The following is a 22,192-nucleotide window of genomic DNA, read 5'->3' on the forward strand; positions in this document are numbered from 1 at the left end:
TACTCATGATCTCAGTAAATGAGCCAATTTTGAGGAACAAAAAAACTGACTTGAAATTTCAAGCCAGTTTTCATTTAATTTATAGTCTAATCGCGGTTGCCGCCGAAGCCCCCAAAAATCTGTAAGAGAAATTGGAACAGGTTCAAAAAGTCTAAATAGAGCTGTAATGCCCCTTGAATAGCCAATCCACTCATTGAAACTTGATCCCCATACTGCAGATAGAGAGCTTTCATTTTGTTCGTATCTGTCATAGATAAACCAGCGAAGATCACAACGCCCACAAACGAGAACAGATAACTAATAATGGCGCTGCGGAGAAAAAGGTTTACCACCATGACCACAAACAACGCAATCAGTGCTGCGAATAACTGATTGCCAACCTTCGTCATATCCTTACGCGTTGTCGCCCCGATTAAAGACATTGATATAAATGTCACCGCTGCTGAGACAAACGCAGAAGTAATGGTAGGAAGTTCAAAAGTGAGAAAGATAATTGAAAATTCTAACCCAAAGAAAAGTGAAAATAACGTCAAGATTAGAAAACTCGTCCGCGCATTCTGCAAGGCTTTTCCGCTTGCCGACGTACTAAAGACCATTAAACCGATTAAGACAAACAAGAATATGAAGGGATGGCCCACAAGAATTGGCATCATTTGATTCCGGAACACAACCCCGCTCAAATACGCGACCACTGCTGAGAGTGCAACAGCATATCCCATAAATCCATACATTTTTGTCATAAAACTACTGAGACCAACCTCAGTATTCACAAGATTACGTGGCTCTTGCATACTAAATTCCTTCTTTCTTTCATTCATTTGATATTCATTCTATCAGATTAAAAATTTGAATCAAGAAAAAAAGGTCAAAATTAGTCAAATTTTTAATTATTTTTAAGGCTCAGGTTGCTCAATAAATCCTCGTAGGCCTTTTCATAGCGCTGAACGTCTCCCGCACCCATAAAAACAACCACCGCATCGTGATAATCTAATAGCGGTGACATATTGTCTGCCTCCAGAATTTCGCCGCCTTTATTAATTTTAGCTGCTAAATCCGCTGAAGAAACTTTCCCATTTTTTTCCCGAACCGAACTGAAGATGTCCGTTAAGTAAACTTTGTCAGCTAAGTTGAGGCTCTTAGCAAAATCGTCTAACAAGGCAATTGTTCGACTAAATGTGTGTGGTTGGAACACAGCAATAATTTCTTTTTCTGGATACTTTTGCCGAGCTGCGTCCAAGGTAGCCTTAATTTCAGATGGGTGATGTGCATAGTCATCAATAATGGTCATATCAGCCAATTTCTTTTCTGAGAAACGACGCTTCACCCCTTTAAAATCTAAGAGTTCGTCTTTGATTTCGTTTAAATCAACCTTTTCGAAGTACGCTACAGCGATGACTGCCAAACTGTTGAGAACATTGTGTTCGCCATATAGGTGAATTTGGTAGTGACCGAGATATTCATCTTTATGATAGACGTCAAATTCAGAACCCTTAGTAGTCCGCTTAATATCACGTGCTTGAAAATCGTCGCGATTGCTGGTGCCATAATAGTAAACGGGCACATCTGCTTTGAGCCGCCGAAGATTAGGATCATCGCCCCAAGCAAAGATCCCTTTTTTCACTTTTTGTGAGACATCTTGGAAAGCCTGATAAACATCTTCTAAACCGGTATAGTAATCAGGATGATCAAAATCAATATTCGTCATAATCATATAGTCCGGATGATAGGCCATGAAATGACGGCGGTATTCATCGGCTTCAAAAACAAAGAACCGTGCGCCTGGTGTTCCTTTCCCAGTACCATCACCAATTAAATAACTGGTTGGGGCAACGCCGCTAAGAACATGCGCTAGTAAGCCTGTCGTACTGGTTTTACCGTGCGACCCGGCAACCCCAATACTCGTATAGCCAGACAGCATTTTGCCTAAAAATTCATGGTAACGTGTCACAGGTAGCCCCATCGCACGTGCCTTTTTAATTTCTGGATGATCATCAGTAAAGGCATTTCCTGCAATCACTGTTAATCCTTCCGTAATGTTTTTTTCGTCAAATGGCAGAACTTCGATGCCGGCCTGCTCTAATCCCCGCTGTGTGAATGTGTATTTCGTAATATCGGAGCCCTTAACGTGATAACCTTCATCATGTAAGATTAATGCTAATGAACTCATTCCCGAACCTTTAATCCCTATAAAGTAGTACGTCGTTGCATTATCCAATTTGTCTCTTCCTCTTTATCAGTTTTGTTAATAGTTTACCACAATCAAAATGCGTTTTTCTGAAATCAAATTTCTTTATCATGAATTTTTTTCAAATCGGTTTGAGTAAAATAAACCTCACGTGGTTTCGAGCCCCGCGCTTCAGAAATGTAGTTATGGTTTTCTAACTGGTCAATGAGCGTCGCCGCATGATTATAACCGATTGAGAAAACGCGTTGCAGCTTTGAAGTTGAAATAGTGTCCTCTTCGGCCAGGTAGGCTAAAACTTCCGGCATTAACTCGTCTTGTTCTTCAACCTGCTCCACTTTTTTCTTTAATGAGTCCGGATCAAAGGCATAGTGTGGCTGCGATTCAGCCCGGATAAAATCCGTAATCTCGTCAATTTCCCCATCAACATATGAACCTTGTAAACGAATAGGCGTGCTGGCGCCATTTCCCAAGAACAGCATGTCCCCACGCCCCAATAAGCGCTCTGCACCGCTGTGATCCAGAATCGTGCGGGAATCAATCTGACTTGAGACCATGAATGCTACCCGTGTAGGGATGTTGTTTTTAATCAGACCAGTAACCACATCAACACTTGGTCGCTGGGTCGCAATTATTAAGTGTATCCCGGCTGCCCGTGCCTTTTGCGTAATGCGGACAATATAATCTTGAACCTCTGACGCTGCAACCATCATCAAATCCGCTAATTCATCAATGATCACCACGATATATGGCAGACGATCCGCCGCATGATCTGTTGTTTCAGCTTTTTTATTGAATTGCTCAATATTACGGACACCTGCTGCCGCCAGTTTTTCATAGCGTTCGTCCATTTCATTAGTAACCCACTTCAGCGCTGCTGATGCTGCCTTAGGATCCGAAATAACGGGTGCCAATAAATGTGGTAAATCATTATAAGGAGCCAATTCCACAGTCTTAGGGTCAATTAATAGTAGTCGTACCTGTTGCGGAGTTGCTTTATAAAGGATTGAGACCAACAAACTATTAATAAAGACGCTTTTTCCAGAACCAGTCGCACCTGCAATCAACCCATGAGGCATTTTGCGTAAATCATAGACACGTGGCTGGCCGAAAAGATCAACGCCCAAAGCGATGGTTAAAGGCGACTCGCTATTTTTAAAAACTGGCGCATTTAAGACCTCCGAAAGCATGACTGGGCGGGATTTAAAATTCGGTACTTCAATACCAACCGTACTTTTTCCAGGAATGGGCGCTTCAATTCGAATATCTTTGGCAGCTAATTGCAGCTTCAAATCATCCGTTAAATTCGTAATCTTATTTACCTTGACGCCACGGCCAAGTTCAATTTGAAATTGGGTGACGGTAGGACCAACTGTCCAATCCACTACTTTGGCCGTGACCCCAAATGCAGCTAAGGCCTCATCTAAGCTTTTCACTTGTTCCGTCAGCCATTCAGACTGCGAATCAGGATCCAGCTTAACTGGCGGTTTCAGTAAACTAACCGCGGGAAACTGATACCCATTCTGAAGATGGTCACCCGTGCTTGCAGGTGCAGCTGTTTCCAGTCGATTTTGTTGTTTTTCAAACGTTAATTCGTGTGAATATGCCGGATCTGCCGTTTCCTCAATTGTAGCCGGGGCCACAGAAGCTGTGCTGGAGGATTCAACGGTTCTATCCACCGACTGTTGCGGCGCCTCCACGGATTTTTCATCCCTTGTCTGCCCCAGAGAAGCCGGTGCATCCGACGTAAATATCGCCTTTGATACAGGTTCGCTAGCCACACTTTTAGTGATTGCCGGTTGGCCACCCAACTTAGCGCGCTGTGTACGTCGTTTTAGGTGAGCTTCGGCTTCAGAAAAGGCAGCCTTTTCATCCGATGCGCTTTGATTATTTTGGTAAAACGGTACATTATCCGTTTCCCTCTTTGGAAGCAACGGTTGATGCATGTGATTTTGTTTTTTTGACTTTTTGGGGGTCTCTTGCTTTTGATCTTTACGGAAAAAAGCCGGCCCATCATAATGTTTCATGACGTTTTTCACCTAACTTTACTTGCTTTGAAATAGTTTGGCTCCCTGAGAAAAGTTAAACGGTGTTCCTACCTCAAACGTCTCATCATCAGGGAGAATTAACGCACCCTTTTTTTGCGGTGCATTGGGTAAACGCAACTCGCGACCGGAACAAATCATACCGTTGCTTTCGACACCGCGCAAACTGCCTGGCCAAATAATCAGACCGCTGGGCATCATTGCGCCAACCTTAGCCACAACCACTTTAATGCCAGCTTGCATATTAGGCGAGCCACTGACAATTTGGACCTTTTGATTTTGACCGACACGGGTCTGGGTAACCAATAAATGGTCAGAATCAGGGTGGGGATCTGCGGTCTCAACATAGCCCACCACAAATTTGCTTTCTGTATCTGGAACTAACTCCGCCAGAAAACCGGCGTTCTCTAACTGCTTATTTAAACTTGCCACTTGACTTGGCGTCAAAAAAACTTGACCACGATCGCCAAGGGTGCCCAAATATTGGGACACCTCGGCGAAGTTGTAGCCCAACGTCTCCTTGGTCTGGGTGTCAAAAATCCGGGTAACATTCCCCTTTGTTTCCTCTGCTTGGTCCGCCACGTCTGGGCGTAAAATACAAACTAAAATATCTCCTAATTCGGCTGGGTTATAACTGCTAATTAACATGTCTGGAGTTCCTTTCTGTGCTTTAACTCATTCTAATATATATTTTTAAGGGTTCTTGGTATACTATAACTATAAATAAGAACTTAAAGGAGTGATTGCCTATGTCTAAAAAAGAAACGTTCACAACGCAACTCGTTATCGGTTTTCTGGGGATTGCAACGGGCTCGCTAATTTCATGGTCTTTATTTCATCAGCGAAATATTTCCGCCAATACAATCCTTGAAAAAGTACGTAAAGCCTTTCTCAAAGAAGGTCCTATCGAAGGCTCATGGATTGAGATGAAACAAGTTCCGCTTCAAAAATTTGCCGTAAAAACAACCGTCTACTACGGCGGCATTACGCGCTATGAAGACGGCAATTTAATTCAATATGAGTTCTTAGCGGACGCTAAAACCGGAACGGTCATAGATATCTACCGGCTTTAGAAATGGCATTCAAGCTTGTAAATACGTTGACCCTTTTCGCTAAATTTATGTTCATATTCAGTTTCGACATTTTCACTTGCTGCGTCACTGTGATGTAAATCTAGATACACCGCATCGAAAACTAAGCCAAAATTGTTCATGCTCATCAGCGAATACTCGAAGAAGCCTTGATTATCTGTTTTTAACGCAATGTTGCCATGCTTTTTCAAAATTTCCTGATAGCCGGTTAAGAACGTTTTGTATGTTAAACGGCGTTTTTCATGGCGCGACTTCGGCCATGGATCAGAAAAGTTCAGATAAATCTGGTCAATTTCTCCCTTAGCAAAGTATTCATTTAAGTCGCCGCCATCAGCCAATACCAGCTGGAGGTTGGAAAGCTTATCTGTTAATACTTTTTTTAATGCAATCGCTGCTACCGACCTTTGGATCTCTACCCCAATAAAATTAATCTGCGGATATTTACGGGCCATGTTAAAAATAAACTGACCTTTTCCCATTCCAATTTCAATATGGATAGGTTGGTTTTGGTCAAACCGTTTCTGCCAGTTGCCCTTCATTTGGATCGGATCTGTTATGATCAGTTCGGGATGGGCCTTAATTAACGGCTCAGCCCAAGGTTTATTTCTTACTCTCATTTTTATTCCTCAAGTATTTTTCTTTCAATTTTCGTTCTCAATCAATTCTATAGATTGTCATGACACCAGTCAAGACGTCTTCTTGTTTAAAAATTGGCAGGCGCCCAAATAGCTATAGCCCCCAACTCGTTCACAGATCATTAGCTTTTGTAACACACAATCAATTTAATTTTTTCATTCTGCTGGGCAAATAAAACTTCAATAATACCCAGACTTCAAGCATTCCCACAACTAACCCCAAAATTGCTCGATACCAGGATCCACTGGCGATTCCCATCACACTGACGAAAAAGACGACCGTACCGCACAGTAAACGAGTCATCACCCAGTTAAAACCACTAATTTTTTGAGCAGCTTTTAGTGGATACAAGTGCGTAAAAACATTTTGGTCATAATTCGTCAACAGAGGTAACAACTGAAAACTAATCAGATAGATAAACAGTACCTGCATGATTAAGGATAGGTAGAGATTCGGGACAACCGCTAACAGAACAGCAGCTAAAATGGTTAATCGAAAATACATGCCGCTGTATTCGGTACTGCGCAATAAAGCCCGCATAAATAAATAACGATAAGCATTGTCTGTCCGGCGATCTGTCAAGTTTAAAAGCCCGTCAAGGTAGCGGCGCCTCCGAACGGTCCCTCGTACATTGGGCACATCGGTAAACAAATTAAAGAAACGGTAAATCCGTAACATCCGTTGTTCTTCTAGTTGGATAGCCAACCGCCAAGCTAAAGAATGCGTTCGCCACACGCTCCGCTCCGCCAAAATTGCACCCCCAGTTTGAACCGCTGCGGTGATCAGAGCCACCCAAACATTTAAATACAACGCTACTACAAACCAAATCAGGGGCAAAATCCAATTAAATATTAAGCGTTTATACCACACAAATTGTTGGTTTTGATAGAGCTGACTCTCTTTTTGATATAGCTCACCCAGTTTTAAAACGAGTAATGTGCCCCCTAAAACGAGAATCTGCCAGGTGGTTAGTTGTCCGGCAACCGACAAAAACGGCATTAAAATCGCGACACCGACAACTTCCAAGCAAGCACTAAATAAAAAGCTGTGGGCGACCGCTTGATTTAAATATTGATGCATATCATGTTCACGTGGTAACAAGAATACTGGATCAGCTGGCTTAACCAACGTTGCTAAACTTCCCAATTGAAGCAAAATTAACAACGCGATTACACTCACAGGTGCTGCCCACCAAGTCGGACCACCTAGCTGTTTTAGAAAATTAGAATAGCCATAGCCAAGACCACCAACCAGAAAAAGAAGGGCCAGAACAAAATGATCATTCAAAACGTATCTGAGATACTTTAGCATTTCTAAAAAATGGGCTCGGCGTCGTTTCTGCCATAAATCAGTCATCTTTTTCACCTGCTCTAGCTAAGCCGAGATAAATATCTGAAAGTGACGTTCCCAAGTCCGGATATTGGGTCTGCAGCGTCTCCAAGTTGCCTTGCGTTTGCACACGACCATCATGTAAAAGCACAAATCGGTCACAATATTTTTCAGCCGTATCCAAGACGTGAGTGGACATCAAAACAGCCGCTCCCCTTGCTGTCTGCGCCTTAATCAACTTTAGGAGATCATCCGTAGCCAATGGATCAAGCCCTAAAAACGGCTCGTCAATGATGTATAGCTGAGCGTCGGTTAAAAAGGCGCAAACAATCATGACCTTTTGTTTCATCCCTTTAGAAAAATTATCAGGAAACCATTCCAGTTTGTTTGCTAACCGAAATGTTTTTAATAATTGATTTGCCCGTTGCCAAGCTTGGTCAGGATCCAAGTGATAGGCCATAATAGTCAAATTAATGTGTTCTTTCAAAGTTAATTCTGGATACAAAACCGGCAACTCCGGAATGTAGGCAATCTGCTTTTTATAAGCTTCACTGTCTTGATAAACCGTTTTTCCATTAATAGTAATCTTACCCTTTTGCGGAGTTAAGAGACCAATAATGTGGTTGATCGTCGTTGATTTTCCAGCACCATTTAACCCAATCAGGCCAACCAATTCCCCTTCGTGCACTTCAAAATTTATATCTTTGAGGACGGGAATCTGTGAGTATCCCCCCACTAAATGTTCTATTTTTAAAACCATTTTCATTTTTCCTCTTTCAAAGTCGATTTGACTAGATTATATCATGAACGGACTGTTTTCACAGATTTAACAAAAAGGGATCTTGTTTTGGGCTTCTGGTTTAATATTGTTATAATAAAGATACTTTAAAAAAAGAGGTAACCATTATGTCAGAAAAACTTGATGCATCCTGTGTTTTTTGTAAGATTATAACTGGTGATATCCCTAGTTATACCATTTACGAAGATGAAAATATCAAAGCCTTTTTGGATCTTTCTCAAGCCACCCCTGGGCACACACTGGTAGTTCCTAAGACACATGTTCCAGACATTTTTGCTTATGACCCACAGCTAGCAGCGCAAACCTTTGCAAAAATTCCCTTGATCGCGCAAGCAATTAAGGCAAGCAACCCTAATATTATTGGGATGAATATTGTGAATAATAATGGTGCGATTGCTTACCAATCTGTATTTCACTCTCATTTTCATTTGATTCCCCGGTATTCTGATAAAGACGATTTCAAAATGATTTTTGGGGATAATACAAAGCAATACAACGAAGCAAAACTGCAAGCCATTCAGGCGAGCATTCAAACACAATTGGAGGACTAACCATGGCCAAGAAAAATAAGCACCATTTTTTGCGGTACACGCTCTTATCTTTTTTAGGTTATCACGGTGGTAAATATGTTTTGTCTCATCCGCACCCCTTAAGCGATCTTAAACAGACCATCACGGAAACAATGACCAGTATTCACGATTTTAGTCAGGCTGTAACCAACCTCAAGACTAGTACGACTAATCTTCAAAAAGCCATCGAAAAGAGTCAGCCAACGCTGCAAGCCATTCAGCGCGACGTGGATCGCTTTGAGTATAAACTTCAGCCACGTTTAAAAAAAATCGATGAACTGACACAAGATATCAACAAGCAGCTTGACGGCGTCAACGACCAGCATTCGCAAAATCATCATTCATGAATATAGTTTGAATTTTTATTAAAGATTCAGTCATGCTTATAAAACAGACCGTTTCTATGTTATGATGGGAATTGAAGTTTTTCAAACAATTAAGTTAGGATGTGTTTATGGATGAAGAAATGGTTAATTGCATTAGCCAGTGTTTTCATGGCAGTGACTTTAGCTGCCTGCGGTAACAAGACCGTTGCAACAACGAAGGGTGGCAAAATCACTGAGAGTGCTTACTATAGCAGCCTGAAGTCAACTTCAAGCGGTAAACAAGTACTTCAACAAATGATTTTGAACAAGGTTCTTGAAAAGGATTATGGCAGTAAGGTTTCTAAAAAAACCGTTACGAAACAGTATAATGCTTACAAGAGTCAATATGGGAGCCAATTTAAGAGCGTGCTTGAGCAAAATGGGATGACTGCTTCAAGTTTTAGACAAGAAATTCGGTCTAACTTACTCTTAAAGGAAGCTGTCAAAGATAAAGATAAGATTACAAACGCTGACTTGAAGAAACAATGGAAGACTTATCAACCAAAAGTCACTGTCGCACAAATCCTCGTTTCTAAGAAATCAACTGCTGAAACTGTCATTAAAAAACTCAAAAAAGGCGAAAGCTTTACGAAGTTGGCTAAACAGTACTCAACAGATAGTTCAACAAAGAACAAGGGTGGCAAGCTTTCACCATTTGATGATACGAACACAACTTTAGATTCTAGCTTTACCAAAGCCGCATTTGCGTTAGACGAAGGCAAGTACACCACTACGCCAGTTAAAACCCAATACGGTTATCAAGTTATTAAGATGCTCAACAAGCCTGCTAAGGGTAAGATGAGTGATCATACTAAGGCCTTAAAAGAACGAATTTGGACAGCAGATATGAGCAGCAGGTCTAAGCTGAAGAGTGTTGTTTCTAAGGTTCTTAAGGATGGCAATATTTCTATTAAGGATAATGACTTAAAAGATGTTCTTTCTGATTATCTTTCAAGTTCATCATCATCTAATTAATAACGATTGAACGTAAAAAAGCTTCAAGGTTTAAACCTTGAAGCTTTTTTGTATGCTTAATCAGCAAATGACTACCATTCAATTCACTTAAAAAGCGTTTAGCCCTGATGCCCCACGCGTTTGTAAAAATTGCGGCCATCCATTCCGAAAATTCGCTCCGAAAACGTACCTGCCTTGGTATGGTCAAGGGCCCCAGTCACCATTTGAATGGAAGCATCTAAATCGTCTAAATCGTGTAAAACGACAGCCTCTAACAATAAAGGCTCAATTGGGGACCCGTATTCCTTCAAGCCGTGATGAGAAACAATCATGTGTCTTAATAACAAGAGATCCTCACTATCATCACTGATCTTCAGTTCCTGACACGCCTTCACAATTTCGCCGTCCATAATCACGATGTGCCCTAGAAGATTGCCCTCCACCGTATATGTCGTGGAAACTGGCCCCGACAACTCGATGGTTTTCCCAAGGTCGTGGAGAATCGCCCCCGCATATAATAAGGAGCGATCAATTTGGCTATACTGCTCACTGACTTGATGAGCCAGACGGAGAATTGAAATTGTATGAAAGGCTAAGCCCCCTTGATAGGCATGATGATTCGTTTTGGCAGCCGGATAAGTATAAAATTGTGCGTCGTATTTTTGTAAAAGAAAACGAACGATTCGATTCCAATTAGGATTGGTAATATCAAATAGAACCTTACTAATTTCCTCTTTCATATCAGTTGCGTTCATCGGTGCTCTTTTGGTATATAATCCGGGATTATTCGGTTCGGTTTCAGTAGCTAAACGCATCCCTAAAATTTTAATCTGGGGCGTCCCCTTATAATTTTCACGTTTACCATTTAAAAAGATCACTTGTCCTGCTTTGAAGTTTTCGACATCTTTTGCACTCGCATCCCAAAATTTGCCACCAATATCACCAGACCGGTCTTCAAAAACTAACGAAAGAAAATCTTTGCCATTTTTGGCGACTCGCACTTCAGAACTTTTAATTAACACAAAAATATTCAGTGTTTCGTCAACCGCATAGTCGAAAAGCCTTTTATTATCCATCTCTTATACTCCTTAATTCGCTAACTCAATAACTTTCACTGCGTCTCCAAGCTTAAAATTGCCCTGTTCTGCAGTAAAATAAATAATTTGATAATTCTGCCCAATTTGTGCTAATAAGGTCATCACATTTTGCTTTCGCTGGGCATCAAAATTAACAAAACCATCATCAATAATAATTGGGAGGTCGGCCAAATCAGCCATTACCTTTACGAACGCCAATCGAATGGCAACATATAATTGCTCCGCGGTGCCTTGCGAAAGCTCCCCAACTTCATAACTTTGATGCTTATCATCAAACACAAGAATTGTCTGATCATCAAAACTGACTTTATTGTACCTTTTATCCGTTAATAAAGAAAAATATTGCTCAGCAATGGTCATTATCTTAGGCAGCCGTCCCTGGCTTGCCACTAACAAAGTCTCATCAATCCACTGGGCTGCCAGTTTTTGTGTTAACCACGATTTGGCAGAATTCAAAATCTCGGTTTCCAGGTTAGCTAAGTCTTGTTGTTGCTTCGCATAGGTCTGATCACTAGCCAATTGCTGCATTTTAGTCGTTAGAATAGTTTTTTGTTCAACCAACTGTTCTTGATTTTGTCGTAAATTTTCTAATTCGGCCACTGCTTGCGTCAATTGGGCCTTCAGTTCTGTGTGGTCCGAATAATGCTTCAAAGTCGCTAAAGTCTCCTGTCCGAGTAACTGCTGAAGTTGTGCTTGCTTAGCCCTTAAACTTACCTGCTGATTTTGCGCAGCTAATTTAGCTTCAAAAGCCGCCCAATCTTTCAGGCTCAACGCCGTCAACTGCTTTTCTTCAGCCACTTTGTCTTTCGATTGCCGCGCTGTTGCCGCCGCTAATTTCTCCTGGTAATAATCCAGATTCTGCTTGAGTTTACTTTCTTCCTGCTGATCTTGCTGAATTGAATCGAAATAATCCCGCAAATTTTGCAATTGTGCTTCTGGTTCACCTGTCAAATTCACCCAACTTGTTAAAATTGCCGTTTGCGCTGCAAAAGTTTGCCACCCCGCATCTAACTGTTGTAACTGCGTTTTGTTTTGTACCGCTTTTTGATCAAGTCCAGCCAAACGTTCTAAATTAGCTTGCAAAGTTACCCAGGTTTGCGGTTCAATCGAAAGTAATTCATGAGTTTCGCCAAATTCCACAATTGTTTGATTTACCGTTTCGCTGTTTTGCTGAATATCATTCAATTGCTGATTCAACCGACTCAACTCTTCCTGCTGATTTAAAACACCCGAATTTGTTTTATGAACAGGTTTAACTGCTAAAGCACGGCTCAACACGATACCTAAAATTCCAACAACCGTTAAACCAAGCTTGAGTCCCAGTTGCCAACTAAGTACCCACGGCAACAAGGCGACAATCAGGCTAATGATAAGCAAACTCATCTTGAAATGCGTTGATTTAGCAGTTGCCTGACTTGCTGGTGTTGCATTCAGTAATTGCTTCTGCAGCGTCACAATTTGAGCCTGAATATCTTGACGCTCCTTATCCAAACTCTGCTTTTTCGTTAGTGCCGCCTGCACGGGAGCTAGGTCTGCTTTAGAGAAGTCTTTTGGAATCTTACCATCAAACGTAACTTGGGGAAGTAACCGATTCTTCTCATCTTCCAGTTCTTGTTGACTCTCTTGAAGACGGTCCTTTTCGGCTAGTTTGGCTTGGACATCCCCTAATTTCTGACGAATAGCTGTCAAATCATTTTTGTGCTGGTTAAAGAATAAGATTCGCGGATTTTGAGGCTTTTGCTGCTTGAGGCTAGCTACTTTTTCGCGCAAATCTGCAACCGCCTGCTGGTCTTCTTCAAGTTGTTGATGACGATGGGAAATATCTTGAATGGTCTGTTCGGAGAGCTCAACAAACTTTGAATTGAGTTTTGGCTGAATGGTCTGGTATTCCTGAAAGGCGTCCCAACCACTTTCTGCATGTTTTAAACGATTAACTTTACCTCGTTCCCGCGTAATTTTTTCTTGAATCTCACTGAGCGATTTGTCACCGGCTTGTGCTTCAACGGTATATTGATGATACACCGTTATTTCTTGTGCAGCTTGGCGTGTTTGTGCTTCTAACGCATCATGTTGTTTCAATAATTTATTTAAGGGTTTCACACGACCGTTAGGCGCATATAATTTATCCGCAGATTTTTCAAAATTACTTTGTAAGTTGATCCATTGGTCACTGCCAACTGCCCCAATTTTCAGCACTCTTCTGCGAAACTCGTCGCGGTCCAGTTGCCGAACTTCTGCCAACTCACTTTCCCCAAAACTAAACATTTCTGTAAACAGTGTTTCATCTACTGCCCCAAGCAATTGACTTAAAACTGCATTATCCACAACTTCTTGGGTTTGCAAATCCGTGATTGTCAGGTTCCCCCCGTTTTTTCCTTTAACGCGGGTCAGCAAATACTGCCGCTGATTTTTTTCAACTAATAATTCTCCGCCATATTTCGAGCCATTTTTAGGAATATATTGAAGAAAACGATCTGCTCCCCGTTTTGTTCGAAAACCAAAGAGGATACTTAAAATAAATTGACGCAATGTGGATTTGCCAGCTTCGTTTGGGCCGCTAAAAATGGTGAGTCCGTCTGCAAGCTCAAACTGACAATCCTGCCACTTGCCAAATCCATAAACGTTAATTTTCAGAATTTTCATTGCTTGATCCCTCCTGTTCGCCATTTTCAAGCAACAACACTTCTGTAAGTTTTTGGATCTGGGCGATTTGCGCCTTGTCAGTTAACGTTGTCGCAATAAAATCGTAATTCAACAATTTGCCAGCAAGCTGATCAAGATTCGCCAAACTAAAAACATGTTGGCGACTTTGCTCCCAATAATCCTTATCAAGTGCTGCCAAGTGGGACAAGGCTTGGGTGGAAGCTAAGTTAAGTTCATAGATCCAAATCGCGGTTTGATTATCTTGCAACAAAGCTTGTTGCACCACTTCTAAAAGGCTACCATCTTCAACTCGCACTAAGACATTACTTGCCAATACCTGAACATTTTGCAACGTCACCGCCATAAATTGGGGGTGGTCATTAGAAGCTGCCTGCGTGCGTGTCAAAATTTGTTGTTTTAAATCCTCAAATGTTGCCTCGCCTTGAACTGCGATCGTTGCCGTTTGCCACTCAATTACCGACGCTCGTCTAAATTCCGGCACTAACTGATGATCGTGCTCCGTGACCAAATAAAAGCCCTTTTCACCGGCTTCATTTTTATGACGACCTTGCAAATTCCCTGGATAAATGATGTTAGGTGTTTCGTTTAAGATTTGTCGTTTATGAATATGACCTAATGCCCAATAATCATAGTGCAAAGCCAACAGTTCATTCTTCGAAAAAGGAGCATAATTGGCTTCTGGCGCATTCAAACTATCCATACTGCCATGAACCATCCCAATTTCAAAATCAACGGCTTCACGAACTGGAAACTGAGCCACAACATCTTCTTTAACAGCTTGCCGATCATAGCTAAATCCGACAATGGCAACTTCTGTACCATCGGCTAGTGTTAAGCGTTTTGTTTGTGGGATAACTTGATCAAAAACATGAACATTTTGCGGGTAGGCAATCAACTCGGTATCCTGATTTAAAAAGTCATGATTCCCATAACTAAGAAAAACGGGAATCTGGGCTTGATTCAGCCGTTCGAATTGCTGATTAGCAAAAAGATCCGCCTGAATGCTGTGATGGACTTGATCAAATAAATCGCCCACTAATAAGACGAAGTCCACCTGTTCGTCGATGGCAGTCGTTACTAAGTTCTCAAAAGCCTTGAAAGTTGATTGGTGAATAAGCTGCCAAATCTTATCAGGTGCTTTTTGTAATCCTTTAAAAGGACTGTCTAAATGAATATCTGCTGCATGAATGAATTTCATAACTAATCCCTCTTGATTCATAAAAAGGGCCAGAACAAAACACCGTTTGCACTAACCCTGTTTGTATTAAAATACGCGTTTACTTTAAAATCCTTTTAATCATGATAGAGTTCCTGAATCGGCTTTGTGATAATTTGATTAATATCGTTCAGGAGTTGATTCAGATTGCGTTCTTTATCCATCAGCGATTTGATCACTTCAACATTTCCTACTTGACCAGCGATATCGCGAGCATGAGCCATTTCATCATCACTTAATTCTTCACCGTTCATTTGTTTTTGCTGTAGGTTTACCTGAACTTCTTGGAAGTCTTTAAACAACTGATAAGCTTTCTCATCTTTTTTCATTTCTGCATAAGCAGCAACCAAGTTTGTATATTCAGTTGTGTGGCGGAGATCCTCTTCCATTGCGTTTGCAGTATCATAAATATTAACAGCCATCATTTTCCTCCTCAACGTCGTTTCTGATAGTATTATTGTATCATATCAAATTCCATTTGCGCTGGTCATTTCACAATCGCTTAATCCCCAAAGAAGCTTTTAGCTTTGTCAACCCACTCACTTGCTTTTTCTTTAAAGGATTCCGTGCCTTTAGAAAATTGCTTTTCTGCACTTGATGCCCCATTTTGAATGCTATCCCAAATTCCAGAACCTGAACTGCTATTTTCCGCAGCCGCTAAACTGGCGGCGTTGGTCGTTCCAAAACTCGTCCCAGCCGTATTGGGCAAGATCGACTCCATTTCAGACTTGAATAAGGTGCTTAAACCAACCCCGCTAAGATTTTCCAAATGATTTGTCTTAGTAGTGTCATCAAACCCTTCCCAGGTGGCAACCACCACATCACGAGTATAACCGATCATCCATTCATCACTTGTGGCATCAGAAGTTGAAGCACCGTCCACCTCAGTACTACCGGTTTTGCCAGCAATTGTGTAGCCATATGGTTTTGCATTCACACCGGTACCGTATGAATCGCTGTAAACGCCGATCATCATGCTGGTCATTTCCTTGGCGACTTTAGTTGAGATAATCCGTTTTTTCTGCGGTGTGTTGTTCACAATAGTTTTACCTGAAGAATCCACAATTTTCCGAATAAAGCCGGTTTGAGCAAGCTCCCCATTATTTGCAAAGGCCGTATAAGCACTTGCCATTTGATAAGGGGATACACCAGTAGATAAGCCACCTAGTGCTAACGCTAAGTTTTTATCACTCTTCCCCAAATTAAGACCAAATTTTTCCGCAGACGCATACCCCTTTGATACCCCAATCTTATTTAAAAGCCAAACTGCAGGAGCGTTGCGACTTTCTGCCAAAGCTTTATACATTGGGATTGTCCCATCATATTGATTATTATAATTTTTAGGACGATAGTTGTTTGTCCCATAGGATTGTAGCTTATCTTGTAATGTTGAATCGTAAGAATAGCCACTGGCTAAAGCCGGCGCATACACCGCAATTGGTTTCAAAGTGGAACCAGGTTGCCGTTTCATCTGTGTGGCCCGATTAAACCCTCTAAAGACGTGTTTGCCACGCCCACCGACAACCGCAACAACGCCACCAGTTTTCGGATTAATTGCAATTGAAGCTGCTTGGACCTTCGTACCATCGGAAGCATCCGCTGGGAAGTAGCTTGCAGTCTTAAACTCGTTTTGCATACTGGTTTGATCACTTTGATTCAAATACGTATAAATCTTATAGCCCCGGTTCATAATGTCAGACTCAGTTAAACCATAACGGCTGATCGCTTCATTAATAACGGCATCAAAATAATAGGGATACTTATAATCACTTGTGTCTGAGTACCCATTGCTTGTCACCAGCGCCGTCTTTTGGTAGGCCTTAGCCTGTGCAGTGGTGATCTTATTATTTTCCGCCATCAAACTCAAGACAACATTGCGCCTTTTTTTTGAGGCAGCCGGATGATCCTCTGGATTATAGGCACTTGGCGACGTTAGCATACCTGCCAAAACAGCTGATTGCGGGACAGTTAGCTGGCTTGCAGAAACGCCAAAGTACCGTTTTGCCGCATCCTGTACACCCCAGACGCCATTGCCAAAGTAAGCATTATTTAGATACATTTCTAAGATTTCGGATTTTGTATAAACATTTTCTACTTCAATTGAAAGAAATAGCTCTTTTGCTTTACGTGTAAAAGTCTGTTGCTGTGACAAAAAAGCATTTTTTACCAGCTGTTGTGTTAAAGTACTCCCACCGCCACTGATATAGTTACGGCCCATCACCTTGTTCATTACATAAAGCAGGGCTGCTCTGCCAATTCCTTTAATCGAAAAACCATACTCTTTATAAAATCCCCGATCTTCAGTTGAAATCACAGCATTTTGTACATTCACAGATATATTTTTCAGTTTGACCCAAGTTCCCTTCTGAGAATACAATGAGCCAGCCTTTTGATTTTTAGCATCATAAACAACAGTGGGTTTCTCCAAAGCACTTTTTAAATCACCCACATTCGCTGTCTTAGCTTGATATGTCAAATAAGCACTCATGACCAAGAAGAAACTCAAAAAGACGATGACTAACCACCGAGTTAACTGAAATCGCCGCCAATAACGCCTTAAAAAGGCGCTTACGCGATGCCAGTATGGTGACAAAAAATGTCCCAATTGCTTGAACCATCGTTTTAACGTTGCGAAAAAATTATTAGTATTCATGAAAGTCTCCGTTTAAATTGAATGTTAGCTGTATTGTATCACAAACCAAATGACATTTTATATTTTGATAGCAGCCTTAAAAGACCCTTAAACAAGCCAGGTTAAGCTTACCTTATATCTAGACAACAAAAAAGAGTAAATGACACTTTGAAGATCACAAACACTCTCAAAATGCATTACTCCTAATTACTTATTTTCATTGTTTAGATATTTGGTTAACTTGTGATTCAAATTCGTTGCTAACGTTTCATTAGGACTAAAAATAACAATGGTATCAAATCCGGCCAGTGTTCCCACAATCTCCGGTAGCGTTGTTTCATCTAGCACCGCTGCTAGGCGATTCCCCTCATTGGGGGTTGTTTTGATAATGTTAACAAATTGAATTTGATCAATTTGTTTAGCAATTTTGGCGAAGGTTTTAAACATTAACTCAGTAGGATCTTCCGGGCTAGCTTGAAAAATCATGTAACGTTGCTTGCCTTCACGATCAGCACCCTTGACAATATGGAGTTCACGCATATCTCGTGAAATTGTCGCTTGGGTAGCTACCACACCATGTTCCTTCAAAAGCTGCATTAAATCATCCTGTTTAGCAATTGGCTGATTCATGATGAGATCCGTTACAATTTTTTGGCGCTCACTTTTTTTCATTTTCACACTTCACTTCCATCATTAACTTCCCTAAGTATAGCAAAACTTTTTAAAAGCTAACAGGCTCTCTTTATTTAAGGCGCCTTTGGAAAAATAAAATGTTTTTTTTCATAGCCCAACTTTTTTTCCTGTACTAAATCCCGAATAATTTTCCCCGTCGTTTCCCGCGATGTGCCTACCAGTGCAGCGAACTCCTTAATGGGTAATGGAAAAGGTAAGCGGCTGCCTTTTTCATCAGCAATCGCGTAATTACACCGCAAAGCCTCCAGTTTTTTTGTAACCCGCCTAACCGCAGAACTAATGTTAACTGTCTGACCAAAAACCTCCGCATCATTGAGAACATTTGCCACTCTTTTACAAATAGCCATCATAAATGCCGCGTTATTCTGAGCAAGATTGACAAAAAGCGTAATTGGTAAATAAGCAACAACTGCTTCAGTCAACGCAATCACTGTGTAACCATAGTGATAATTACCAGATAGAATTTCTTTAACAGGAAAAACACGATCCGGACAGTAAAAAGTAACGTACGCGGTCTCTTCATCTTTATCAAAAACCGAGGCCTTGAAAAAGCCCTCCTTAACGAAAAAGACGTACCGACCTTCTTCATACTGTTCAATTAAACGCTGACCTTTGCCAACTTTTTTGAATTTCAAATAAGCCAACGCTTTTTTTCGCTCATCGGACGTTAAGACCTGTCCTTCTCTAGTCTGAGCGAGATAGTCGATATATTTTTGCTTCTCTTCGGGGTTAATCATCATGTCATTAGCCTCTTTCAAATAAAAATTATTACATCTTTATTATCGCAAACTCTTCAGAAAAAGCCAATAACTAATTTGATTCATAAGCAATATCTTTAGTCAAAAGTGCTTAAGAACTTGCCTAACCGTTGCAATCCGTTTTTTAAAGTCACGCTATCCGTGCAATACCCAATGCGGGCATGTCCAGGCATATCAAAACGTGACCCCGGAACCAGTAAGACACCCGTTGCTTTTAAAAGCTGCTGACAAAAAATTTCATCAGTCGTCTGAATATTTAGCTTTATACAGGCTGTTGAAACCTGCTCTGGCATGATAATTTCCACCTTTGCCTGTGTTGCTACCCACTTTGCCAAAATTTCATGGTTCCGTTGGACAAGCTGTTGATTCCGTTTTAAAATCTTTTGACGATTTTTTAAAACCAAACAAGCCAGGGTATCATTGATAACCCCGCCGGAGATCATCGTGTAATCTCGGTACTTCCGAAAAACATCGGCAAGTTCCGGCGACTGGGTAGCAACCCACCCAATCCGCAGACCAGGAACTGAATAGGTCTTAGAAAGACTGTTGACAGAAATGCCTCTTTCGTATAAGTCCGCAATATTAGGAAAGTCTTCGATCTGATCAACCGGCTGATACACTTCATCGGCTAAAACATAAGCACCAACTTCTCTCGCCAACAAAACAACTTGCTCCAATAACGGCTTGCTGAGGAGGCTACCGGTTGGATTTTGTGCATTATTCAAACAAATCATTTTGGTTTTATTAGTCACTAAATGTTTTAGCTGTTTGATATCCGGTTGCCAGTTGAGGGCTTCTTGAATATCCCAATTTTTAACTTTCACGCCTAAAGATTTAGGCAGATCATACAATTGCTGATAACTTGGATAGAGTGCAATAATCTCATCGCCGGGATTAAGGAGACTAAACAAGGCCAAAAAGTTGGCACCGGTTGCGCCGTTTGTTTGTAAGATATTTGCGACAGGCACATGGCGATACCCCTGGGCAACTAACTCTTTAAATTCTGGTGAACCTTCAATCCATCCATAATTTAATTTGGTCTCCAAATAATTTGCCAGCATTTTCTGGGGATCCTGGGATGCAAAGCTGAGTAGCTCCCCTAACGTTAGCGATTTAATGGTGCTCTGTGAAATGTCAAATTGGGCCGATTTTTCATACTTATTCAACCACGCTTCAACCCCAAACCCTTTAATTTCCATCCTTATTTTTCCTCCATGTTCTGGACCTAATCTTGACTTTCACGACCTTCATTTTACCAGGTCAGCCAACTTCTAGTTGTCGATATTTAACATTCTAAATGTGAATTTTTCACATTTCGCCAAAAACCGCCCGCCTAAATTTTTCAAACTAAGATGAGGTCGCATACTTATTCTTCCGTTACCTATTTATGCCAACAATAAAAGGCAGTCTCAATTATTTTGAAACCACCTTTTTAAATCCTTTTTTACATTTCTTTGGGTGCTTGAACCCCGAGGAGATTTAACGAAATTTCTAAAACAATGGAAACACTACGAACTAAGGCCAACCGTGCATTCAGCTGATCGTCTTCCACTAACACTTTTGAATTTGCGTAATACTGATTAAATGATTTGGCGAGGTGAAGTGCGTACTTAGCAATAATGGATGGTTCATACGCCTTAACTGCTCGTAAAATAGTCTCCGGAAAAGCCTGCAGATGCTTTACAGTTTCCCAAGCATTGGCATCATCTAATTTGACATCATCAGCTTGCACTGTCTGAGCAGCTTTTCTCAAAATACTTTCCGCACGTGCCCGTGTATATTGTACATACGGGCCAGTTTCGCCTTCAAACCGCACAACTTCATTTAAATCAAAATCAAATGAATTCATTCTTTCATTCTTCAGATCATGGAAAATAACGGCGCCCACACCAACTTCATGCGCAACCTCATCGGCATTGGCTAAATCAGGATTTTTAGCTTGAATCTGTTGTTTAGCCAAGTCAATGGCATCATCAAGAACCTTATCTAGTAAAACAACGCGCCCTGAACGAGTTGATAATTTTTTCCCATTTAGAGTAATGAGACCAAACGGAATGTGGTGCACATCATCTGACCAGTCAAACCCCATTTCTTTTAAAACGGCCTTTAATTGTTTAAAATGATTAATTTGTTCAGCACCCACAACGTATAAGGACTGCACAAAGTTATAGGTACGTTTTCGATAAATGGCAGCTGCCAAATCACGAGTAATGTACAGTGTTGCCCCATCCGTTTTTTTGATCAAAGCTGGATTTAAATTATACTTATCCAAGTCAACAATTTCAGCGCCTTGACTTTCCTTGAGTAAATGTTTGTCCTCAAGAATTTGCACAACCTCATCCATTTTATCATTATAAAAAGCTTCGCCCTTGTACGAATCAAAGGTAATTCCGAGTTTATCATAAATACGTTTAAAGGACTCCAAAGATACAGACCGGAACCACTGCCATAGCTGAGTGGCTTCCTCATCACCATCTTCTAATTTCTTGAACCATTTACGAGCCTCTTCGTCTAGCTCGGGGTGTTCTTGATCTTCTTTATGAAAACGAACGTAATATTCTAGTAATTTATTAATCGGATCTGCTTTAACTTCTTCTTCGCTTCCCCAAAGCTTGTAAGCTTCGATCAGCTTCCCAAATTGGGTCCCCCAGTCACCTAAATGGTTAATCTTTACAGGCTCATAACCTGTCTTAGCTAACAAGTTGGCCAAGGAATTTCCGATAACAGTTGAACGTAGATGTCCCATTGAAATGGGTTTGGCAATGTTAGGAGATGACATATCAATTGGCACCTTTCCCTGGTTTCCCACGGTGGCATCCCCATAATGCGATTGCGCTGTCAAAACAGAATTTAAGACTTCTTGGCTTACTTGCACCTTATCAAGAAAGAAATTCACATATGGTCCTGCTGCTTCAACTTTTTCATAACCAGCGCCGTCAATCTGATCAACTAATTCCGTCGCAATGATCTGAGGTGCCTTATGTAACGTTTTAGCTAGAATAAAAGTTGGGAAAGCAAAATCCCCTAATTTAGTTGATTTGGGCACTTCAATTTTTTCGTAAACTGTTTGTAAATCGAGCTGATTTGCCAGCGCCTTAACAATTGATTGTGCGACTTGATTCTTATAGTCCATTTTTATCCTCCTGTATATAAAAAAATCCC

At 41.0% G+C, this 22,192-nt stretch carries 20 protein-coding genes; 4 read left to right on the plus strand and 16 right to left on the minus strand.

What is annotated here, in order from left to right:
• Nucleotides 1-86: 86 nt before the first annotated feature.
• From ACLJJ6_RS05840 to ytpR, 4 genes are all read right to left on the minus strand, one after another.
• Nucleotides 87-818, minus strand: a complete 732-nt coding sequence (locus tag ACLJJ6_RS05840) for a Bax inhibitor-1 family protein (protein WP_412988278.1) — start codon at nucleotides 816-818, stop codon at nucleotides 87-89.
• A gap of 65 nt (nucleotides 819-883) precedes the next feature.
• A complete protein-coding gene (gene murC / locus ACLJJ6_RS05845; RefSeq protein WP_412988279.1) occupies nucleotides 884-2,215 on the minus strand; it encodes a UDP-N-acetylmuramate--L-alanine ligase in 1,332 nt (443 codons plus the stop codon).
• A 65-nt stretch (nucleotides 2,216-2,280) separates the two neighbouring features.
• Nucleotides 2,281-4,209 (minus strand): DNA translocase FtsK, encoded by a 1,929-nt coding sequence (locus ACLJJ6_RS05850; RefSeq protein WP_412988280.1) that lies wholly within the window; start codon nucleotides 4,207-4,209, stop codon nucleotides 2,281-2,283.
• Nucleotides 4,210-4,227: 18 nt separating this feature from the next.
• Complete coding sequence (gene ytpR, locus ACLJJ6_RS05855) at nucleotides 4,228-4,875, minus strand: YtpR family tRNA-binding protein (RefSeq protein WP_412988282.1); 648 nt, start codon at nucleotides 4,873-4,875, stop codon at nucleotides 4,228-4,230.
• A gap of 101 nt (nucleotides 4,876-4,976) precedes the next feature.
• Here ytpR and ACLJJ6_RS05860 point away from each other — a divergent pair, with 101 nt between their 5' ends.
• Nucleotides 4,977-5,300 (plus strand): PepSY domain-containing protein, encoded by a 324-nt coding sequence (locus tag ACLJJ6_RS05860; RefSeq protein ID WP_412988284.1) that lies wholly within the window; start codon nucleotides 4,977-4,979, stop codon nucleotides 5,298-5,300.
• On the opposite strand, the gene trmB is transcribed toward ACLJJ6_RS05860, so the two are convergent.
• From trmB to ACLJJ6_RS05875, 3 genes are all read right to left on the minus strand, one after another.
• Entirely contained in the window at nucleotides 5,297-5,935 is a 639-nt protein-coding gene (trmB, locus tag ACLJJ6_RS05865; RefSeq protein ID WP_412988286.1) for a tRNA (guanosine(46)-N7)-methyltransferase TrmB, read from the minus strand. The two genes, ACLJJ6_RS05860 and trmB, sit on opposite strands and share 4 nt — an antisense overlap.
• A gap of 160 nt (nucleotides 5,936-6,095) precedes the next feature.
• Nucleotides 6,096-7,310, minus strand: coding sequence for an ABC transporter permease (locus tag ACLJJ6_RS05870; protein WP_412988287.1), 1,215 nt, complete (start codon nucleotides 7,308-7,310; stop codon nucleotides 6,096-6,098).
• A complete protein-coding gene (locus ACLJJ6_RS05875) occupies nucleotides 7,303-8,043 on the minus strand; it encodes an ABC transporter ATP-binding protein (protein ID WP_412988289.1) in 741 nt (246 codons plus the stop codon). Before ACLJJ6_RS05875 ends, ACLJJ6_RS05870 begins: the two co-directional genes overlap by 8 nt.
• A 146-nt stretch (nucleotides 8,044-8,189) precedes the next feature.
• Here ACLJJ6_RS05875 and ACLJJ6_RS05880 point away from each other — a divergent pair, with 146 nt between their 5' ends.
• The 3 genes from ACLJJ6_RS05880 (at nucleotide 8,190) to ACLJJ6_RS05890 (ending at nucleotide 9,991) form a co-directional block, all read left to right on the plus strand.
• The gene (locus ACLJJ6_RS05880; protein ID WP_412988291.1) at nucleotides 8,190-8,633 is read left to right on the plus strand and encodes an HIT family protein; all 444 of its coding nucleotides are present in this window, start codon (nucleotides 8,190-8,192) and stop codon (nucleotides 8,631-8,633) included.
• A 2-nt stretch (nucleotides 8,634-8,635) separates the two neighbouring features.
• On the plus strand, nucleotides 8,636-8,998 hold the full coding sequence (locus tag ACLJJ6_RS05885; RefSeq protein WP_412988293.1) for a hypothetical protein: 363 nt from the start codon (nucleotides 8,636-8,638) through the stop codon (nucleotides 8,996-8,998).
• A 111-nt stretch (nucleotides 8,999-9,109) separates the two neighbouring features.
• Entirely contained in the window at nucleotides 9,110-9,991 is an 882-nt protein-coding gene (locus ACLJJ6_RS05890) for a peptidylprolyl isomerase PrsA (RefSeq protein WP_412988294.1), read from the plus strand.
• Between the two features lie 98 nt (nucleotides 9,992-10,089).
• Here the strand turns inward: ACLJJ6_RS05890 and ACLJJ6_RS05895 are convergent, their stop codons facing one another.
• The 9 genes from ACLJJ6_RS05895 to argS all read right to left on the minus strand — a co-directional run bounded on the left by ACLJJ6_RS05895 (nucleotide 10,090) and on the right by argS (nucleotide 22,163).
• Nucleotides 10,090-11,046: a 3'-5' exoribonuclease YhaM family protein gene (locus ACLJJ6_RS05895; protein ID WP_412988296.1), complete on the minus strand. Its 957-nt coding sequence runs from the start codon at nucleotides 11,044-11,046 to the stop codon at nucleotides 10,090-10,092.
• A 12-nt stretch (nucleotides 11,047-11,058) separates the two neighbouring features.
• Nucleotides 11,059-13,710, minus strand: a complete 2,652-nt coding sequence (locus ACLJJ6_RS05900) for an AAA family ATPase (RefSeq protein WP_412988297.1) — start codon at nucleotides 13,708-13,710, stop codon at nucleotides 11,059-11,061.
• The gene (locus ACLJJ6_RS05905; RefSeq protein WP_412988299.1) at nucleotides 13,691-14,929 is read right to left on the minus strand and encodes a metallophosphoesterase family protein; all 1,239 of its coding nucleotides are present in this window, start codon (nucleotides 14,927-14,929) and stop codon (nucleotides 13,691-13,693) included. Before ACLJJ6_RS05905 ends, ACLJJ6_RS05900 begins: the two co-directional genes overlap by 20 nt.
• A 95-nt stretch (nucleotides 14,930-15,024) precedes the next feature.
• Nucleotides 15,025-15,369 (minus strand): YlbF family regulator, encoded by a 345-nt coding sequence (locus ACLJJ6_RS05910; RefSeq protein ID WP_412988300.1) that lies wholly within the window; start codon nucleotides 15,367-15,369, stop codon nucleotides 15,025-15,027.
• Nucleotides 15,370-15,449: 80 nt separating this feature from the next.
• Nucleotides 15,450-17,600: a PBP1A family penicillin-binding protein gene (locus ACLJJ6_RS05915; protein ID WP_412988301.1), complete on the minus strand. Its 2,151-nt coding sequence runs from the start codon at nucleotides 17,598-17,600 to the stop codon at nucleotides 15,450-15,452.
• A 186-nt stretch (nucleotides 17,601-17,786) separates the two neighbouring features.
• Entirely contained in the window at nucleotides 17,787-18,251 is a 465-nt protein-coding gene (locus tag ACLJJ6_RS05920) for an arginine repressor (RefSeq protein WP_412988302.1), read from the minus strand.
• 74 nt (nucleotides 18,252-18,325) lie between these two features.
• Nucleotides 18,326-19,012, minus strand: a complete 687-nt coding sequence (locus ACLJJ6_RS05925) for a Crp/Fnr family transcriptional regulator (protein WP_412988304.1) — start codon at nucleotides 19,010-19,012, stop codon at nucleotides 18,326-18,328.
• A gap of 95 nt (nucleotides 19,013-19,107) precedes the next feature.
• Entirely contained in the window at nucleotides 19,108-20,229 is a 1,122-nt protein-coding gene (locus ACLJJ6_RS05930; RefSeq protein WP_412988305.1) for an aminotransferase, read from the minus strand.
• A 245-nt stretch (nucleotides 20,230-20,474) separates the two neighbouring features.
• Complete coding sequence (gene argS / locus ACLJJ6_RS05935; protein WP_412988306.1) at nucleotides 20,475-22,163, minus strand: arginine--tRNA ligase; 1,689 nt, start codon at nucleotides 22,161-22,163, stop codon at nucleotides 20,475-20,477.
• Nucleotides 22,164-22,192: the final 29 nt, after the last annotated feature.

The sequence above is a fragment of the Pediococcus siamensis genome (genome assembly GCF_047220215.1).
GTDB lineage: Bacteria > Bacillota > Bacilli > Lactobacillales > Lactobacillaceae > Pediococcus > Pediococcus siamensis.

What these genes read in the sequence shown, in the direction of transcription:
- ACLJJ6_RS05840 (WP_412988278.1), bottom strand. Translation starts at nt 818, where the DNA reads ATGAATGAAAGAAAGAAGGAATTTAGTATGCAAGAGCCACGTAATCTT.
- ACLJJ6_RS05850 (WP_412988280.1), bottom strand. Translation starts at nt 4,209, where the DNA reads ATGAAACATTATGATGGGCCGGCTTTTTTCCGTAAAGATCAAAAGCAA.
- ytpR (WP_412988282.1), bottom strand. Translation starts at nt 4,875, where the DNA reads ATGTTAATTAGCAGTTATAACCCAGCCGAATTAGGAGATATTTTAGTT.
- ACLJJ6_RS05860 (WP_412988284.1), top strand. Translation starts at nt 4,977, where the DNA reads ATGTCTAAAAAAGAAACGTTCACAACGCAACTCGTTATCGGTTTTCTG.
- trmB (WP_412988286.1), bottom strand. Translation starts at nt 5,935, where the DNA reads ATGAGAGTAAGAAATAAACCTTGGGCTGAGCCGTTAATTAAGGCCCAT.
- ACLJJ6_RS05870 (WP_412988287.1), bottom strand. Translation starts at nt 7,310, where the DNA reads ATGACTGATTTATGGCAGAAACGACGCCGAGCCCATTTTTTAGAAATG.
- ACLJJ6_RS05875 (WP_412988289.1), bottom strand. Translation starts at nt 8,043, where the DNA reads ATGGTTTTAAAAATAGAACATTTAGTGGGGGGATACTCACAGATTCCC.
- ACLJJ6_RS05880 (WP_412988291.1), top strand. Translation starts at nt 8,190, where the DNA reads ATGTCAGAAAAACTTGATGCATCCTGTGTTTTTTGTAAGATTATAACT.
- ACLJJ6_RS05885 (WP_412988293.1), top strand. Translation starts at nt 8,636, where the DNA reads ATGGCCAAGAAAAATAAGCACCATTTTTTGCGGTACACGCTCTTATCT.
- ACLJJ6_RS05890 (WP_412988294.1), top strand. Translation starts at nt 9,110, where the DNA reads ATGAAGAAATGGTTAATTGCATTAGCCAGTGTTTTCATGGCAGTGACT.
- ACLJJ6_RS05895 (WP_412988296.1), bottom strand. Translation starts at nt 11,046, where the DNA reads ATGGATAATAAAAGGCTTTTCGACTATGCGGTTGACGAAACACTGAAT.
- ACLJJ6_RS05900 (WP_412988297.1), bottom strand. Translation starts at nt 13,710, where the DNA reads ATGAAAATTCTGAAAATTAACGTTTATGGATTTGGCAAGTGGCAGGAT.
- ACLJJ6_RS05905 (WP_412988299.1), bottom strand. Translation starts at nt 14,929, where the DNA reads ATGAAATTCATTCATGCAGCAGATATTCATTTAGACAGTCCTTTTAAA.
- ACLJJ6_RS05910 (WP_412988300.1), bottom strand. Translation starts at nt 15,369, where the DNA reads ATGGCTGTTAATATTTATGATACTGCAAACGCAATGGAAGAGGATCTC.
- ACLJJ6_RS05915 (WP_412988301.1), bottom strand. Translation starts at nt 17,600, where the DNA reads ATGAATACTAATAATTTTTTCGCAACGTTAAAACGATGGTTCAAGCAA.
- ACLJJ6_RS05920 (WP_412988302.1), bottom strand. Translation starts at nt 18,251, where the DNA reads ATGAAAAAAAGTGAGCGCCAAAAAATTGTAACGGATCTCATCATGAAT.
- ACLJJ6_RS05925 (WP_412988304.1), bottom strand. Translation starts at nt 19,012, where the DNA reads ATGATGATTAACCCCGAAGAGAAGCAAAAATATATCGACTATCTCGCT.
- ACLJJ6_RS05930 (WP_412988305.1), bottom strand. Translation starts at nt 20,229, where the DNA reads ATGGAAATTAAAGGGTTTGGGGTTGAAGCGTGGTTGAATAAGTATGAA.
- argS (WP_412988306.1), bottom strand. Translation starts at nt 22,163, where the DNA reads ATGGACTATAAGAATCAAGTCGCACAATCAATTGTTAAGGCGCTGGCA.